This is a genomic window from Pinisolibacter sp. DMC19 (assembly GCF_056313985.1).
The window spans coordinates 163,143-179,603 of record NZ_JBQUZF010000003.1; the positions used below are offsets into that span (position 1 = coordinate 163,143).

Annotated in this window: 14 protein-coding genes and 1 tRNA gene; 4 read left to right on the forward strand and 11 right to left on the reverse strand. The window is 69.7% G+C overall.

Annotated elements, in window-relative coordinates; genetic code table 11:
- Positions 1–2: 2 nt before the first annotated feature.
- Positions 3–284 (reverse strand): hypothetical protein, encoded by a 282-nt coding sequence (locus ACT53U_RS08935; protein WP_476134587.1) that lies wholly within the window; start codon positions 282–284, stop codon positions 3–5.
- A 28-nt stretch (positions 285–312) separates the two neighbouring features.
- Entirely contained in the window at positions 313–2,238 is a 1,926-nt protein-coding gene (locus ACT53U_RS08940) for a BTAD domain-containing putative transcriptional regulator (protein WP_476154280.1), read from the reverse strand.
- A 317-nt stretch (positions 2,239–2,555) separates the two neighbouring features.
- On the opposite strand from ACT53U_RS08940, the gene ACT53U_RS08945 reads away from it, so the two are divergent.
- Together ACT53U_RS08945 and ACT53U_RS08950 are read left to right on the forward strand one after the other, a co-directional pair.
- Positions 2,556–2,777 (forward strand): hypothetical protein, encoded by a 222-nt coding sequence (locus ACT53U_RS08945; RefSeq protein ID WP_476154282.1) that lies wholly within the window; start codon positions 2,556–2,558, stop codon positions 2,775–2,777.
- Positions 2,778–2,929: 152 nt separating this feature from the next.
- Positions 2,930–3,355, forward strand: a complete 426-nt coding sequence (locus ACT53U_RS08950; protein ID WP_476154284.1) for a MerR family transcriptional regulator — start codon at positions 2,930–2,932, stop codon at positions 3,353–3,355.
- A 189-nt stretch (positions 3,356–3,544) separates the two neighbouring features.
- Here ACT53U_RS08950 and ACT53U_RS08955 read toward each other — a convergent pair whose 3' ends face one another.
- The 4 genes from ACT53U_RS08955 to modB all read right to left on the reverse strand — a co-directional run bounded on the left by ACT53U_RS08955 (position 3,545) and on the right by modB (position 7,078).
- Entirely contained in the window at positions 3,545–4,339 is a 795-nt protein-coding gene (locus tag ACT53U_RS08955; RefSeq protein ID WP_476154286.1) for a TOBE domain-containing protein, read from the reverse strand.
- Positions 4,340–4,419: 80 nt separating this feature from the next.
- Positions 4,420–5,277: a ModD protein gene (modD, locus tag ACT53U_RS08960; protein ID WP_476154289.1), complete on the reverse strand. Its 858-nt coding sequence runs from the start codon at positions 5,275–5,277 to the stop codon at positions 4,420–4,422.
- Positions 5,274–6,389 (reverse strand): molybdenum ABC transporter ATP-binding protein, encoded by a 1,116-nt coding sequence (gene modC, locus ACT53U_RS08965; protein WP_476155040.1) that lies wholly within the window; start codon positions 6,387–6,389, stop codon positions 5,274–5,276. The genes modD and modC overlap by 4 nt, the downstream gene beginning before the upstream one ends.
- A complete protein-coding gene (modB, locus tag ACT53U_RS08970) occupies positions 6,389–7,078 on the reverse strand; it encodes a molybdate ABC transporter permease subunit (protein WP_476154291.1) in 690 nt (229 codons plus the stop codon). The genes modC and modB overlap by 1 nt, the downstream gene beginning before the upstream one ends.
- A gap of 585 nt (positions 7,079–7,663) precedes the next feature.
- Here modB and ACT53U_RS08975 point away from each other — a divergent pair.
- Complete coding sequence (locus ACT53U_RS08975) at positions 7,664–11,257, forward strand: bifunctional diguanylate cyclase/phosphodiesterase (RefSeq protein WP_476154293.1); 3,594 nt, start codon at positions 7,664–7,666, stop codon at positions 11,255–11,257.
- A gap of 35 nt (positions 11,258–11,292) precedes the next feature.
- Here ACT53U_RS08975 and ACT53U_RS08980 read toward each other — a convergent pair whose 3' ends face one another.
- From ACT53U_RS08980 to ACT53U_RS08990, 3 genes are read right to left on the reverse strand one after another with little or no spacing between them, the layout of a single operon-like run.
- Positions 11,293–12,576, reverse strand: a complete 1,284-nt coding sequence (locus ACT53U_RS08980; RefSeq protein ID WP_476154296.1) for a cytochrome-c peroxidase — start codon at positions 12,574–12,576, stop codon at positions 11,293–11,295.
- 25 nt (positions 12,577–12,601) lie between these two features.
- Positions 12,602–13,306: a Crp/Fnr family transcriptional regulator gene (locus ACT53U_RS08985; RefSeq protein WP_476154298.1), complete on the reverse strand. Its 705-nt coding sequence runs from the start codon at positions 13,304–13,306 to the stop codon at positions 12,602–12,604.
- Positions 13,307–13,318: 12 nt separating this feature from the next.
- Positions 13,319–13,621 (reverse strand): DUF4242 domain-containing protein, encoded by a 303-nt coding sequence (locus ACT53U_RS08990; protein WP_476154300.1) that lies wholly within the window; start codon positions 13,619–13,621, stop codon positions 13,319–13,321.
- 159 nt (positions 13,622–13,780) lie between these two features.
- Between ACT53U_RS08990 and ACT53U_RS08995 the strand changes: the two genes are divergently transcribed.
- A complete protein-coding gene (locus ACT53U_RS08995; RefSeq protein ID WP_476154302.1) occupies positions 13,781–14,491 on the forward strand; it encodes a methyltransferase in 711 nt (236 codons plus the stop codon).
- A gap of 75 nt (positions 14,492–14,566) precedes the next feature.
- Here ACT53U_RS08995 and ACT53U_RS09000 read toward each other — a convergent pair.
- Both ACT53U_RS09000 and ACT53U_RS09005 read right to left on the reverse strand, forming a co-directional pair.
- Positions 14,567–14,642 (reverse strand) — tRNA-Lys (locus ACT53U_RS09000).
- Between the two features lie 170 nt (positions 14,643–14,812).
- Positions 14,813–16,402 carry a 2-isopropylmalate synthase gene (locus ACT53U_RS09005; protein WP_476154304.1) on the reverse strand — a complete coding sequence of 530 codons (1,590 nt, stop codon included), beginning with the start codon at positions 16,400–16,402 and terminating at the stop codon, positions 14,813–14,815.
- Between the last annotated feature and the right edge of the window lie 59 nt (positions 16,403–16,461).

A 16,461-nucleotide genomic window follows, 5' to 3' on the forward strand; every position in this document is an offset into this window, starting at 1 on the left:
GCTCAGCGCGCCGCGAAGAGGGCGTGCGAGTTGGCGAAGAGCGCATGCGAATTGGCGAACAGCGCATGCGAGTTGGCGAAGAGCGCGTGGGAATTGGCGAAGAGCGCATGCGAGGCGCCCTCGGCGCGGACGTCGAGCGCCACGGCGCATTCGATGCCCTCGACCGTGGCTTCGTCGCCCGTCGCGACGAGATCGGCGTCGGCCACCTGGACCGTGAGGGTCTCGAGATCCACCACGAAGGTGCGGTCGTCGCCGGTCACCTTGAGTACGACGGTATTGGCCATAGGCTTCTCCTCTTCGTTCTTCGATCGCTCATCGATCGAACCCGGCCGACACCAGCCCCGCCTCGAAATGCTCCCGGTCTTCCGGTCGCCGGAGCGGCGCCATGTGGGAACGCGAGCCGATTCTGAAGTCGGGCAGTCGGTCGCGCATCGCCCGGACGAAGTGGTCGGCCTCGGCCCGCTGGTTCAGCATGGCGTGGCAGGCGGCGCGCAGATGGAAGGCGGTGTCGGGCATCACCATGCGATCGAGCAGGTCGATCGCCCGGTCGTACCGGCCCGCGAGATAGAAGCCGCCGGCCGCATACCACAGCAGCTGGTCGCTGGGGTGGGGCAGGCGGGCCAGCAGGGCATCGAACTGGGCGAGGCCCTGGTCGATCAGACCGCTCATCACCCGTGCGTCGGCGAGGTCCTCGGCGATGGTGACGTTGGCGGGGGCACTCCGGGCGGCGCGCTCGAGCAGCTCGAGCCCGTGCTCGAAGCGGCGGCGATAGATCTGGCAGATCCCCATCTCGTGGGCGCCGCGGGCGTCGTCCGGGTCGGCGGCGATCGCCTTCTTGGCCCAGTGCTCCGCCGTCTCGAGTTCGGTCATGTCGCCGCGGGTGAGCAGCAGCCATTCCATCCGGAAGGCGCGCGACAGACCGGCGAGCGCCGGAGCGTGCTCGCCGCGGCTGTTCAGCGCGTTGCGGAACAGCGACTTGGCGCGACGGACCGACGGCAGCTCGATGTTCTTCAGCCAGCGTTCGCCCTGCAGCGTCAGGCGGTGGACCTGCCGTTCGACGCTCGCGGGGTGGTCGCCCGCCGCCAGTTCGCCGATCTCGACGTAGCGCTGGATGTCCTCGACCGCCCGCGTCAGCGCGGCCGGCGACTGGTCCGGCGCCGCCTTCGACGACCACAGGACCTCGCCGGTCGTCGTCGCGCGCAGCTGGAAACGCAGCACCAGACGGTCCTCGGAGCGGCTGGCGCCGAGATCGAGGCGATAGTCGCACCCCGCGAAGGGGCGTGACGGCATGCCCGGCTCGTCGTCGCTCCGCATCACCGTCACCGAATGCGACCGCCACAGCAGATCGACGCATTCGTCGACGTGGGATCGCGCCCGTTCGGCCTCCGCGTCGCTCAGGAACGAGGCGATGCGGATGTGGACGGCCATCAGCGGCCGGATGCGACCGACCAGCGGCGCGAAGGCGGGCGCCATGCCGGCGAATGTGGAACCGGCCTCTCGGGTCGGCACGAGGCGTCGCGTCGCCGCCAGATAGACCGCCCGTGTCGTCTCCGACGGCTTGGCGTCGACGATGCGCTCGAGCTCGCTCTGCAACTGGCGGAAGGTGCGCTGCACCGCCTCGGCGTCGCCGCGGCGGCCGTGGAGCCGGATCAGGCCGCGATAGCCGGCCTCTTCGCAGGGATCGATCTCGGCGAGGCGATGGGCGACATAGGCGGTCTGTTCGTCGGTGAGTCGCGGCGGATCGGCGTCGACCAGCGGCGCCACGGTCCTGACGAAGAGGTCGCGCAGCCGTTCGCGCCGCGCCATCAGCCACTGCGCGAACTCCGGTCCGTCCTCGTCGATGCCGGCGAGCAGCTCGCCGCGGTAGAGGCGTCCGAGCGCGTGGACGCCGTCGCCGTCGATCGGCGCATTCTCGGTCGGCAGGAGGTCGAGATCGATCCCGACCGCCGTGCCGTCGAGACGGATACGGTCGTCCTCGAAGACGAAGACGCGCACGCCGCTCTCGCTCTGGGCGGTCAGGATGCGCTGGATCAGCTGTCGCAGATTGCCCGAGCGGCGACGTTGCTGGCCCGCGGCCTCCCACAGGAAGGCGGCGGCCGTGCCGCGCGTCGTCTCGCGGCTCGGGCAGTCGAGCACGATCTGTGCGGCCAAGGCGAAGGCCTTGGCCGGCAGCACCACCGCGGTGCCGTCGGACCTCTCGAGACGGGGTCTTCCCAGAAGGGCCAGCGACGCCTTCATGCGGTTTCCACGCACCTCTCGGACTTCACGCGACGGATGTGGACGATATCGCAGTCGACCGAACCGCGAAACCGCATCGACGCCTCCCGGCTATGGTGTGTGACGGGGGGCTGTGACGCTTTTGCGCGATTCTCGAAATTACCGACAACCCTATGAATTGGATTGAAAACCATACGTTGCATCGCGGCAGGATGCCGGACCGTGAAGGCGTCTCGCGGCGGAAGATTTGGTTGTAGTTACGCTGCGTCTCAACTGTCGGCTCGTGACGGGGGCGGCGATATGCTCGTGTGATACGAACCCGAAATGGAGGCGGTCGCATGCTGAATGTCGGACCCGAACAGTACGGGCGATCGGAGATCGTCGCTCCGCCCTTCGATCGCGCCAGGGAACTCGACGTTCTCTATCGCGAGGTCCTGTCGAACATCGATCGGGCCAAGCGGTTGGACGACGACTTTCTCGTCTACATGCTCCGCATGATCGCCCAGACCGTCGTCGAGCACCGATCCAATCTCGAGGCGCCGGCGCGCTCGCGCGGTTGACCGCCCCCCGCACCTCACACCTCTCCGTGCGGCCTCCGGGCCGCTCGCGGAAGACCGGTGCCATCCCCGGCACCGCGTCGCGACGCCGTCCCATCCGGACACCCGATCCCATCTCGGCACGACCGACGACAGTTGCACATGGGGAGAAGCGAATGCTGCTCGGTCCTCTCGATTGTGAATTCTCGTTGGCCAGCGGCGAAATCGAGAACCGCGAACATCAGATTCGCGAGATCTCCGACCGCTTCGGCATCTCTCTGCGTACCATCCGCTTCTACGAACAGCTCGGGCTGATCAAGCCGCGTCGCACCGCGTCGCGCTACCGGCTCTACGATCTGACCGACGTGGCACGCATCGGCTTCATCGTGTCGCTGCGCAAATACGATCTGCCGGTGCCGGAGATCGCGGAACTGCTGGTGCTGCGCGACGAGGTCGGGCCGGAGGCGGCCCGTGCCGATCTCGCCCGCCGTCTCGAGGCGCGCCACGCCGGGCTCTGCGCCGAGATCGAACGGCTCGAGGTGCTGCGCGACGACCTGCGCCTGTGGATCGACGACATCGCGCCGTCGTCGACCGAGGCCTGAGGCCTCAGATCAGTCCCCGCGATCGGGCCGCGATGAAGACGAGCGCGATCGCGCCGACGAAACACATCCAATCCGACATCGCGACATCCCTCGGTCGGTTGCGACGCACGACGTCTGCGCCGAACCGCATCAGGGATCGATCGGGATTTCCGCCTCGCGGCATCAGGATTCGATGTGGATCGCGGTCGCTCAGTCGACCGCCAGGATGACGTGGTCGGCGTCGAAGGTGGCGACCGCCGGTCCGCCCTCGGCGATGCCGAGATCCTCCGCCGTCTCGCGTGGCACCACGGCGACCATGGTCTTGCCGTCGCCGATGTCGATGCGGATCTCGGAATTGACCTCCGCGTCGATGCGCCCGCGCACCGTGCCGGGAAAGACGTTGCGCCGGAGCCCGGTCGCCTCTTCCGGCGGGATCAGATGGACGAAGGAGGCCTTGACCAGTGCCACGACGCGTCGGCCCGGCGCCAGCCCGAGTTCCTCCACCGAGGCATTGGTGACGACCGCGCGGATCGCGGCGGTCGACGACACCGCCAGCGTCACCTCGACGTCGACCGGCCAGCGCTTCAGCGCCGTCACCTCGGTCTGGAAGACGTTGCGCGCCGAGATCTTGCGCCCGACCGCCCAGAGCAGCGCGTCCTCGAGCCCGTCGATTCCCTCCTCCGCGATCGCCGAGGAGATCGCCGCGAGCCGGTCCTCGAGCCGGTGGAACGTGTCGATCAGCCGCCGTCCCGCCTCCGTCACCTCGGCGCCGCCGCCGACCCGGCCGCCGGCCCGCGTCACGAAGGCGGGGGTGGGCAGGAGGTTGTTGATCGCGTCGACCGCCTCCCAGGCGGTCTTGTAGGAGAAGCCCGTCGCCTTGGCGGCCTTGGTGATCGAGCCGTGCTCGACGACCGCCTCCAGCAGGTGGATGCGCTCGCGTCCGACCAGCAGTCGTCCTTCGCTCGAACGGATCGCGAGGAGGGCGTCGATCTTGCCGTCGGTCATGGGGGGCTCGGTGCAATCGCGGGAGGGAACGGTTCGAGTCTATCCGACCGACGCGCGGCCGGGAAGTCGCGACGCGTCGTTCATCCGTCGCAGTCGGGCTCGAGCGCCACCGCGACGTCGCGCGGCCGGGCACCGTAGGGCCAGGACGTGACGATCACGTCGGCACCGGCCGCCACGTGCGCACCGACGTTGCCGGGGTGGATGCCGCCGGCAGCGGCGATGACGGTCGCCGGCCGCTCGGCCTTCACCATGGCGACCGCCCGTGCCAGGTCGGCGGGGGTGAACTTCTCGGTCTGGATGACGTCGAAACCGTCCCGCGCCGCCGCCAGCGCCTCCTCGGGGGTCGCGACCTCGATCACCAGCTTCTTCTCCGGCGCCGCCGCCCTCAGCCGTGCGGCGAGCCCGGCGAGCGGCTCGTCGGGCATGAAGATGCGGTGCTGGTCGAAGACCAGAACGGTGTCGGAGAGCCCGTGGCGATGGACGACGCAGCCGCCCGCCCGGATCGCCGCCCCGAGCATGCGCCGGCCGCCGGGAAAGGCCTTGCGGGTGCAGGCGACCGGCACGGCCCGGCCGGTCGCGGCGACCGCCTCGACCATCTCGCGCGCCGCGCTCGCCACGCCGGAGAGGATCTCGACCGTGGTCTGCGCCTGTTTCCACGTCCGATGCAGGGCGCCCGCCGGTCCGGTCGCCGTCAGGAGCACCGTCCCCGGCGCCGCCGTGTCGCCGTCTCCGACGAGGCGCGTGACGGCCCCGCCGGCACGCGCGATCAGCGCTTCGGCGATGCCGATGCCGGCGACCACCAGCGCATCGCGGGCGGAAAAGCGCATGCGGGCCGGTCGATCGGCGATGCCGAGCGCCTCGGTGGTGAGGTCGGCGTGGGGAACGTCCTCGAGCGCCAGCCGGTCGGCTTCCTCGCAGGTCGGTCGAAAGGTGGTCATCGCATGTCTCCTGCCGGTCGCGGCACGCGATCGGTGACGCCGCGTTCGTCGATCGACACCGACTTCATCAGCGCCACGGCCATGTCGCCGGTCTCGAGTTTCAGACTGTCCCAGCCGAGCCGCGTCACCCAGGCGACGAGATGTTCGCCGCCCGCGAGCTCGAGCCGGACATGGACGAAGGCGCCGCCGCCCGCCTCGACGGCGGCGACGCGGCCGTGGATGTGGCTGCGGGTGGAAATGCCGCCGGGCGCCTCGCGCGCCAGCGTCACGTCGGTCGCCCGCACCGCGAGGCGGATCGGGCCGCCGTGGTCGTCGATCACCGTCGGCAGCACGAGGGAGCCGGCGGGATGGGCGAGATGGGTGACGCCGTAGGTGCGGTCGGTCGAGGCGATGCGTCCGGTCAGCACCGACACCGTGTCGAAACGGCCGACCGGATGGGCGAGCGCCGCCGGCGCCATGACGTCCTCCGGCGCGCCGATCGCCGTGACGCGGCCGCGATCCATCCTGACGACGATCGAGGCGAGACGCGCCACCTCTTCCACCGCGTGGGAGACGTAGAGGATCGGAATGCCGAACTCGTCGCGCAGCCCTTCGACGAAGGGCAGGATCTCGAGTTTGCGCTCCTCGTCGAGCGCGGCGAGCGGTTCGTCCATCAGGAGAAGGTCGGGCGAGGTGAGCAGCGCCCGGCCGATCGCCACCCGCTGGCGCTCGCCGCCCGACAGCGTCGCCGGCCGCCGGTCGAGCAGATGGCCGATCCCCAGCACCGCGATCACCGCGTCGCGCTCGATCCGCCGCGACGTCTCCGCCGTGAAGAAGCGGCCGTAGCCGAGGTTGGCGGCGACCGAGAGATGGGGAAAGAGCTGTGCGTCCTGGAAGACGAGGCCGATGCGGCGGCGATGCGGAGCGACGAAGATCCGCTTCTCGGTGTCGACCAGCACCCGGTCGCCCAGCACGATCCGCCCGGCGTCCGGACGTTCGAGACCGGCGACGAGGCGGATCACCGTCGTCTTGCCGCAGCCCGACGGGCCGAACAGCGCGGTGACGCCGCCGTCGCCGGCAAAGCGCGCCTCGAGGGCGAAGTCGCGACGGGCGAGTTGGACCGAGACCTCGATCATTCGAAGCCTCCCCCGCGACCGGCGCGCCGCACCATGACCTCCGAGGCGACCAGTGCGGCAAGCGCGATCAGCGCCGCCACCAGCGACAGTTTCAGGGCCCCGAGGTCGCCGCCCGGCGTCTGGGTGTAGGTATAGATGGCGGCCGGGATGGTCTGGGTCTCGCCCGGAATGTTGGAGACGAAGGTGATCGTCGCGCCGAACTCGCCGAGCGCCTTGGCGAAGGCGAGCACCGCGCCGGCGGCGATGCCGGGCAGGGCGAGCGGCAGCGTCACCGTGGCGAAGACCCAGAGCGGCGAGGCGCCGAGCGTCGAGGCCGCCTGTTCGAGCCGCGGGTCGATCGTCTCGAGCGACAGACGGATGGCGCGGACCATCAGCGGAAAGCCCATGATGCCCGCTGCCAGCGCCGCGCCGGTCCAGCGGAAGGAGAAGACCAGGCCGAACCAGTCGGCGAGGAACGACCCGACCACGCCGCGCCGCCCCATCACCACCAGCAGGATCCAGCCGGTGACCACCGGCGGCAGGACCAGCGGCATGTGGACGAGCCCGTCGACCAGCGCCTTGCCGGGGAAGCGCCGCCGCGCCAGCACCCAGGCGACGGCGATGGCGAAGGGCAACGAGACGACGGTCGCGATCGTTCCGATCTTCAGCGACAGGCCGATGGCCGTCCATTCCTGTGGTTCGAACACGCCGTCCGTCGCCTTCTCTTGTCCGCCGCGATCCGCCGCGGCGGCGCGATCTTGGGAGAGGAGACCGCCGAATTCAATGGCGAAATATAGCGCGATTGCACAACGCTCGTGCGGTCCTGCGTCGCGGCGGTGCGCGATGCGGCGCGACGGCGGACCGGTCGATCGCGCCTGCGCCACGACGACGGGCCCTTCGACATGCCTTCCGCGTCGTCGCCTGTCGCAAAAGTAGAATTCCAGTATCGACGGCACGAAGAAGACGGCGATCGATCGCGTGTCCGCACGTCAGCGTTCCGTCGCGCTCGGATCGAAACCTCCGGTCGGTCGAGCCGATCCGTCTTTCATCGAGGATGAAACGGCCGACTCTTGCCCCCTGGAGTCGAATGAGCCGCGTTTTTCTTTGTCATGAAAGCAGATCTTTACGGACTTCGGGTTATCTCTCGCACAGAGAGGAATACCGCTGCGCCGAAAGCGTGATCATGCAATCAGTCGTCGTTGTGTCGGCGGGATCATCGCGAGGTCGAGACGGAGTTCATGACATCCGAGGAACGCAAGACGCCTTCGTGTTCGGCAAACCGATCCTACGCGTTGCGGACGACGTTGGGCTACGTGCTGGCGTCCGCGGCCTGGATCTTCTTCTCCGATGCCATGTTGGCGCGGATCGCCGATCCGGCGACCATGACCGAGCTCGCCACCTTCAAGGGCCTGCTCTACGTCGTCATGTCGGCGGCGTTGATCCACGTCGTGCTGCGCAATGCCCCCGCGTCGACGGTCGCCCCGACGGCCGACGGCGTCGGCCTGTCGCGCGCCCCCCTGATCGCGCTGACCTTCGCCTTGGTGGCGCTCCTGGTGATCTCGCACGTCGCCTATCGCGTGGTCTTCGCCACACAGCGCGACGACCATGGCGCCAAGCTGCGGGTGATCACGACGCTGGAGGCCGAGGGGCTCTCGGCCTGGCTGCGCGATCGCGAGACCGACGCCCGGGCCATCCTCGCCGACACCGGCCCACTGGCCTGGACCGCCGGGGCGCTCGCGCCGCACGAGCGCGAGCGCGTGGTCGAGGAGGTCTCCTGGCACGGCATGCTGCACGGCTTCGGCGCCGCCGAGGTCGTCGCGGCCGACGGCCACACGGTGTTCGGCGACGTCGGGCGGATCGTTTCGCCGTCGGCGCGCGAGGCCGTCCTGCGGGCGGTCACCGGCGGTGAACCTGCCGCCCATGCGCTCGATCGCTCGCCCGACGGCCGGCTCGGCGCCGTCGTCGCCGCGCCGATCGCGGAAGACGGCGAGACGCGTGCCGTCGGCATCTTCGCCCTCTACCTCGAAAAGGACATCGGCCGCTTCCTGGCGGCGACGGACGGCGAGGTCGAGACCCTTCTCGTCGCGCCGAACGGAACCACGGTCCTGTTGCGCGCGCCCGTCCGCCCGATCGACCGGTCGAAGATCGAGGAGGCCGACAGCCTCGCCTCGGCGATGGTCGCCGACATCGTCGTGCGGGACGCCGCCCCCGATCGCACCTTCATCGCTGCGTCCCACGTGATCGGTTCGACCGGCTGGACGCTGGTGTCGCGCATCGACGAGGACATCGCGCTCGCCGGTCTGCGCCACTTCGCGCTCGCCGTCGGCATCTCGCTCGCCGCCGCCTTCCTCGCCTGCGTCGGCCTCGCCTATTTCCTCTGGCAGCGCCAGACGCTCACGGCGAGCCTGCGCGAACTGCGCCAGCAGAAGCTCGCCGCCGCCGCCGAGGATCGCTACCGTGCCACCTTCGAGGACGTCGCCGTCGGCATCGCCCATCTGTCGCAGGAAGGCCGCTGGCTGCGTCTCAATCCCGCCTTCACCGCGATCACCGGCTACACCGCCGAGGAACTCATGGGCATGCCGGCGCTGGCGATCTTCGTCGGCGACGACCGCACCGCCGCCGCCGCCTCCGTCGAACGGCTCTTCGCCGGTCTCGTCCCCAACTGCATCGCCGAGCGGCGTGTCGCCCGCAAGGACGGGACGATCGTCCTCGTCCGGATCTCGGCGACGCTGGTCGACGACGGCGCCTATCTCGTCGCCGTGGTCGAGGACATCACCGAGCGCCGGGCGATCGAGGACGCCCTGCGGATCTCCGAAGAGCGTTTCGATCTCGCCATGCGCGGCGCCAACGACGGCCTGTGGGACCTGAACCTCATCGACGGGTCGGTCTATTTCTCGCCGCGCTGGAAGACCATGCTCGGTTGGGAGCCCGACGAGATCCCCGATCGGCTCGAGAGCCACGAGGCCCTGGTGCATCCCGACGATCTCGAGAATGCCAAGGCGCGTCTCCACGACATCATCGAAGGGCGGACCGACGCCTATTCCTGCGAGTTCCGCATGCGGGCCAAGTCGGGCGACTGGCGTCACATCCTGTCGCGCGCCTTCGTCGTCCGTGATGCCTCCGGCCGGCCGATCCGCATGGTCGGTACCCACGTCGACATCACCGAGCGCAAACAAGACGAGATCGAACTGCGCCGCGCCGCCGCCGTGTTCTCCGACACCCGCGAGGGCATCGTCATCACCGACCCCGGCGGCGTGATCGTCGAGGTCAATCCCGCCTTCACCACCATCACCGGCTGGCCGCGCGACGAGGTCCTCGGCCGCTCGATGAGCATCGTCAAGTCGGGTCGCCAGGACGCGGCCTTCTACCGTGCCATGTGGAGCCAGCTGAAGGCCGAAGGCCACTGGCAGGGCGAGGTCTGGAACCGCCGCCGTGACGGCGAGGTCTTCCCGCAGTGGCTGACCATCTCCACCGTTCGCGACGCCGCCGGCGCGGTGATCCATCGCGTCGGCACCTTCACCGACATCGGCCCCTTGAAGAAGTCGCAGGAACGCCTGACCCATCTGGCGCTGCACGACCACCTGACCGATCTGCCCAATCGCCTGCTCCTGCTCGAGCGGCTGGATCGCGCGATCGAGCAGGTCGGCTGGGACGGCATGGGCGCCGTGCTGTTCCTCGATCTCGACCGCTTCAAGACGGTCAACGACAGCCTCGGCCATGCGGTCGGCGACGAGTTGCTGCATGCGGTCGCCCACCGCCTGCGGGCAACCCTGCCCGAAGGCGCGACGCTGGCGCGGCTCGGTGGCGACGAATTCGTCGGTCTCCTGCCCTCGATCGCCGGCGCGGAAGACGCCGCGGCGATCGCCCGGGAATGGGTCCGGCGGCTCGAGACGGTGTTCGATCTCTCCGACGGCCGCGAGCTCTGGGTCTCCGGCAGCGTCGGCATCGCCTGTTTCCCGACCCACGGCGTCGTCGCCGACACGCTCCTCCAGCATGCCGATGCCGCGCTCTACGAGGCCAAGGCGGCCGGCGGCGGCACCCATCGCTTCTACGACGAGACCATGACGGCGGCGGCCTCGCGCCGCCTCGACCTCGAGGCCGGCATCCGCCGCGCCCTCGACAACGGCGAGTTCGAGCTGCACTACCAGCCGCTGGTCCGGGTCGCCGATCGCCGGATCGCCGGCGTCGAGGCGCTGCTGCGCTGGCGCGATCCCGTCCGCGGTCTGGTCCCACCGGACACCTTCCTGCCCGTCGCCGAGGAGACCGGGCTGATCCTGCAGATCGGCGAATGGGTGCTCGAGACCGCCTGCCGCCAGATGCGGCAATGGCTCGATGCCGGCCTGCCGATCGAGCTGATGGCGGTCAACCTGTCGCCGCGCGAGTTCCAGCGCGTCGACGTCGCCGAACGGGTCGCCGCGGTCCTCGCCGAGGTCGGCCTCGATCCGCGCCGTCTCGAGATCGAGATCACCGAAGGCGCGCTGATGGAACAGGGGCCGGCGCTCGACCAGAAGCTCGCAGCCCTGCGTGGCCACGGCATCCGCCTCGCCGTCGACGACTTCGGCACCGGCTGGTCGTCGCTCGCCTATCTCCGGCGCATGCCGATCGACAAGCTCAAGATCGACCGCAGCTTCATTCGCGACGTCGCCGACGACCAGACGGCGGCCTCGATCGCCGCCACCGTGATCCAGCTCGCCCGCACGCTCGGCCTCGAGGTGCTGGCGGAAGGGGTCGAGACGGCCGAGCAGTTCGCCGTGCTCGAACGGCTCGGCTGCGACACCGTTCAGGGCTGGCTCTTCTCGCGCGCCCTGCCGGCCCGCGACGTGCCGCTGATGCTGACCGGTCGCGACCTGTCGGACACGCCTCGCCCACGCGCCGCCTCCGCCTGACGGTTCGGTCGACGTGGGGCGCGGGCGATGCGCCTCTACTCTCCCGTCACGATGTTCGGGACGGTTCCCGTGAGGCTCTCGAGGAAGGCGACGAGGTCGCCGACCTGGGCCTCAGTGAGCGGCGACGGCGTGCGCCGGGTGATCCGCCCGGTCTCCGGCGACCACTCGATCCGCGTCTCGACCCGGCCGTCGCCGACCACCCGGCCCGCCTGCACCGTCGCCATCACCCGGACCGCCTCGGCGAGCGTCGCGACCGAGCCGTTGTGAAAATAGGGCCCGGTCAGCGCGACGTTGCGCAGCGACGGCACCCGCCACAGCCCCGCGCGTCCGCCCTTGGCGGCGCCGAGGTCCTCGGTCAGGCGATAGGTCTTCTCGTAGTCCGACGGCAACGACGGGAAGAGGCGGATGCCCGAGGCGCCGGCCTCCGGCGCGAGCAGGCTCGCCCGGCTGAAGCCGGGGCCGGCGTGGCAGACGATGCAGCCGACCTCCTCGAACAGCGCCATGCCGCGCAGTTGCCGCTCCGAGAGCGCCGTGACGTCGCCGCGCAGGAAGCGGTCGAACGGCGCGTCGGGCGTGATCAACGTGCGTTCGAAGGCCGCGATCGCCTTGGCGACCCTGTCGGCGTCGATCGGACCCGCCCCGAAGACGCGGTCGAAGGCAGCCACGTAATCGGGGCGGGCCGACAATCGGGCCACCACCTCGCCGAGATCCGCCCCCATCTCGATCGGGTTGGCGATCGGCCCGAGTGCCTGTTCCTCCAGGCTGCGCGCCCGCCCGTCCCAGAACAGACGCGCCTGGAAGGCGGCATTGACGACCGTCGGCGTGTTGCGCGATCCGACCTGCCCGTCGATGCCGACCGCCGTCGTGCGCGCGTCGGCGCCACCGGCCTTGGAGAGGTCGTGGCAGGAGGAACAATCGAGCGTGCCGTCGCGCGACAGCGCCTTTTCGAAGAAGAGCCGCCGGCCGAGCGCCACCTTCTCCGGCGTCGTCGGATTGTCGGCCGGATCCGGGGCGACCTCCGGCAGCGCCTGCCACACCGGCCGGCCGACCACGACCGAGCGGTCGACCTGATCGGTCTCCGGATCGGTGATGGTCGGGGCCAGGGTGGACCGGTCGAGCATCGACAGGGTGCCGATGACCGTCAGCTTGATGGAGAAGGCGATGACGCCGGCGCCGAGCGCCGAGGCGAGGCCGACGCGCTGGACGTTGGAGAGGCGGGCGAAGGGGCCGAGGTCGCGCCAGACGATCAGCGCCGCGGCCGAGAAGCCGCACACGACCGCCGCCGCCCCGACGGGGAGCACGGACAGAGTGTCGAACATGGGGGTTGCTTTCGAACGACGGAGATTATTCGACGAGGGCGCGCAGGGCCTTGGGCGCGAGGAGGTCGATCCGCCCCTGGGTGGTGGCGACCAGCCGCCGGGCGACGAGGCCGCGCAGCACCCGCGAGACGACTTCACGCGACGTGGCGAGGTGTCGGGCGATCTGTTCCTGGGTGACGGCGACCGTCGTCCCGTCTTTGGCGCGGCGGATGAGGAAGGCGGCGACGCGGGCCTCGAGCCCCTGGCTCGCGGTCTCCTCGATCAGCGCCATCAGCTCGAACAGGCGGCCGGAGAGCACCTCGAAGGTGAAGCTCTGGATCGCCGGTTCGGCCGCGAAGAGGCGGCGGTAGACGTCGCCCGGCACGATCGACACCTCGGTCTCGCCCTCGCTCTCCACCCAGGCCGGATAGGCGAGGCGGGAGAACATGCAGTTGAGCGCCAGGATGCAGGACTGTCCCGGCTCGACCCAGTAGAGCGTGCCCTCGCGCCCCTCGGCGCTGACGTAGTAGACGCGCAGCGCCCCCTTCTCGACGAGATAGGCGCCGGTGACGAGATCGCCGCGGGCGACGAGCGGCGTGCCGCCGGCGCAGGCGATCTTCTTCACCGATCCCGCGACCAGCCGCCGGCTCTCCTCGGAGAGCTCGGCGAGCGAGGGGAAGAGGTCGGCGGAAGGCGTGATCGACATGCCCCGATCGTAACGCCGCGGGGCCAGAACCGACACGGTCGCCATGTCGCAGCCTCCTCAGGCGGCCCGGACGAAGAAGAGATCGCCGGGCGTCGAGGTGACGACTTCGGTGATCGCGTCGAAGGGCAGTCCGACCCGCTGGTGCACCCGCTTCACCGCCTCGGCGTCGGGCGCCATGGTGAAGCAGAAGGCGCGGCCTTCCGCGAAGCCGACGTGGATGCGCAGCGACACCACGCCCTCGGCGCGGCAGGCTTCCTCGTATTGCGCATGGAAGCCGGCGAAGGCCTCCGGCGTGATGCCTGCCGGGAACGTCTCGTTCGCCGCGTCGTGGGTGTCGATGAAGAACTTCAGGGGGGCCATGGGGGTTCCTCCGCGTGATGATCCCGAAAGGGACCGACGGAGGCGAGCCTGCCATGGCGTGCGGCCGCGAGGCTGGAACCAAAGTCACGCGGGCGGCCCCTCTTGCCTCGATCGCCGTCATCGTCGACCCTCGATCGACGCCGAGGGGAGGGACGGGCGATGGACCACGCACGCCGCAAGGCCATTCATCGTCGGCTCGGCCTGCCGGGCACCGCCGAACCGTTCGACATCGCCGTCGCCCACCGCGCCCATGTCACGGCACAGACCGTGGCGGCGACGTTCGAGGTCGACGGGTTCACCATCGTCGCTCCGGCCGGCGTCTACCACCCGGCGGAGGGTTCCAGCACCCGCTTCTTCATCGCCGCACTCGCCGACCTGACCATCCCCGACGACGCGCCGCTGTTCGAGATCGGCACCGGCACCGGGGCCATCGCCCTGGCGATGACCGCGCGTTTCGACCGGCCGGTCGAGGCCTGCGACATCTCCGAGGCCTCGGTCGTCGCCGCGCGCGCGAACGTCGCCCGCAACGCCGATCGCCTGCGCCGGCCGGTGACGGTGACGCTCGGCGATCTCTTCTCGGCCTGTCGCGGGCGCCGCCACGGGCTCGTCGTCTTCAACAATCCGCTGATCGACGCCCCCTTCGACGCGGCGATCGACCGCCAGTCGCTGAGCGATCCGGGCGGGCGCATCCTCTCGCGCTTCCTGGCGGAAGGGGCCGATCATCTCGTCGAGGGCGGCGTGGCGCTCTTCGGCCTCTGTTCCAACACCGCCTTCGAGGTGCTGGACGACCACGCCCATGCCTATCGTGTCGTCCGCGCCGAGATCTTCGACGACGGCTTCTGGCGTGCGGTGGTCGCCGCGACGCGGTGAGCGATGAACGAGGACGTCGAAAACGAAAAGGCCGCCCGGAGGCGGCCTTTTCGTTTTCGCCTCCCGAGGGAGGAGTGGTGGGCGCTACAGGATTCGAACCTGTGACCCGCTGATTAAGAGTCAGCTGCTCTACCAACTGAGCTAAGCGCCCTTCTCTCCGGCGGCTGACGCCGTCGGCGAAGTGCGATCCGTATAGCGGGGCGGATCGCGAGATGCAACAGGGGCGGCAAAATTTCTTCGCGCCGCCGCAACGGCTTGTGGATAAACGCGAAAACGCCGCCGGAGGGGTCTCCGACGGCGCATTTTCGCAGATTTTTCGCCTCAGACCCGCTCGCCGACGCGCACCGGCTCGGAGCCCTCGACGCCCGGAGCGTTCGCCTTCTCGCGGCGGATCGACAGCTTGTTGAGGGCCGCGACATAGGCCTTGGCGGACGAAACCAGCGTGTCGACGTCGGCGCCGCGACCGGTGGCGACGCGGTCGTCCTCCTCCAGACGCACCGACACTTCGGCCTGCGCGTCGGTGCCCTCTGTCACCGCATGGACCTGATAGAGCGACAGCCGCGCCTCGTGCGGCAGGATCGCCTTGATGGCGTTGAAGCAGGCGTCGACCGGACCGGTGCCGTTGGCTTCCTTGGTGATGTGGGTGCCGTCGACGTCCATGGTGATGATCGCCTTCTGCGGACCGCCGGTGCCGGCGATGACCGTCAGCGCGATCACCTTGGCGCCCTCGGCGGCCCCGGCGATGCCGTCCTCGACCAGCGCCTCGATGTCCTCGTCGTAGACGTGCTTCTTGCGGTCGGCGAGCGCCTTCATCCGGTCGAAGGCCTGTTCGAAGGCGTTGTCGCCCAGATCGTAGCCCAGGTCCTTCAGCTTCTCGCGGAAGGCGTGGCGGCCGGAGTGCTTGCCCATGACCAGATTGGTCTCGCGCACGCCGACGTCCTCGGGACGCATGATCTCGTAGGTCTCGACATGCTTCAGCATGCCGTCCTGATGGATGCCGCTCTCGTGGGCGAAGGCGTTCTTGCCGACGATCGCCTTGTTGTACTGGACCGGGAAGCCGGTGACGGTCGAGACCAGCTTCGAGGCCTGCATCAGCATCGGCGTCTTGACGCCGGTGGTGAAGGGCAGCACGTCGGCGCGGGTGCGGATGGCCATGACGACCTCCTCCAGCGCGGCGTTGCCGGCGCGCTCGCCCAGGCCGTTGATGGTGCATTCGATCTGGCGCGCACCGCCGGTGATGCCGGCCAGCGAATTGGCGACCGCCATGCCCAGGTCGTTGTGGCAATGGGTCGAGAAGATCGCCTTGTCGGAGTTCGGCACCGCCTCGATCAGGCGGCGGAACAGCGAGGCGTATTCCTCCGGCGTGGTGTAGCCGACGGTGTCGGGCACGTTGATCGTCGTGGCGCCGGCCTTGATCGCGGCCTCGACGCAGCGACACAGGAAGTCGAACTCGGTGCGGGTGGCGTCCTCGGCCGACCACTCGACGTCGTCGGTGTGGCTGCGGGCACGCGCGACCGAGGCGAAGACCTTCTCCAGGACCGCGTCGGGCTCCATCTGCAGCTTGTACTTCATGTGCACCGGCGAGGTGGAGATGAAGGTGTGGATGCGGAAGGCGTGCGCGTTGCGCAGCGCTTCCGCCGCACGGTCGATGTCCTTGGTGGCGGCGCGGGCCAGACCACAGGGCACGGCGGTGTGCAGCCGGCGGGCGATCTCGGAGACCGCCTCGAAGTCGCCCTGGGAGGCGATCGGGAAGCCGGCCTCGATGATGTCGACGCCCAGCGCGTCGAGCAGTTCGGCGACCTGGATCTTCTCCTCGAAGGTCATCGAGGCGCCGGCGCACTGTTCGCCGTCGCGCAGGGTGGTGTCGAAGATCTTGACGCGTTCGCGGGCGGCGGGGGTGGATACGTTCATGGGTCTCGTCCTCGGGTATCGGTCGGGCGCGCCGGCGGAAGCGATGGTTGGATGTCCGC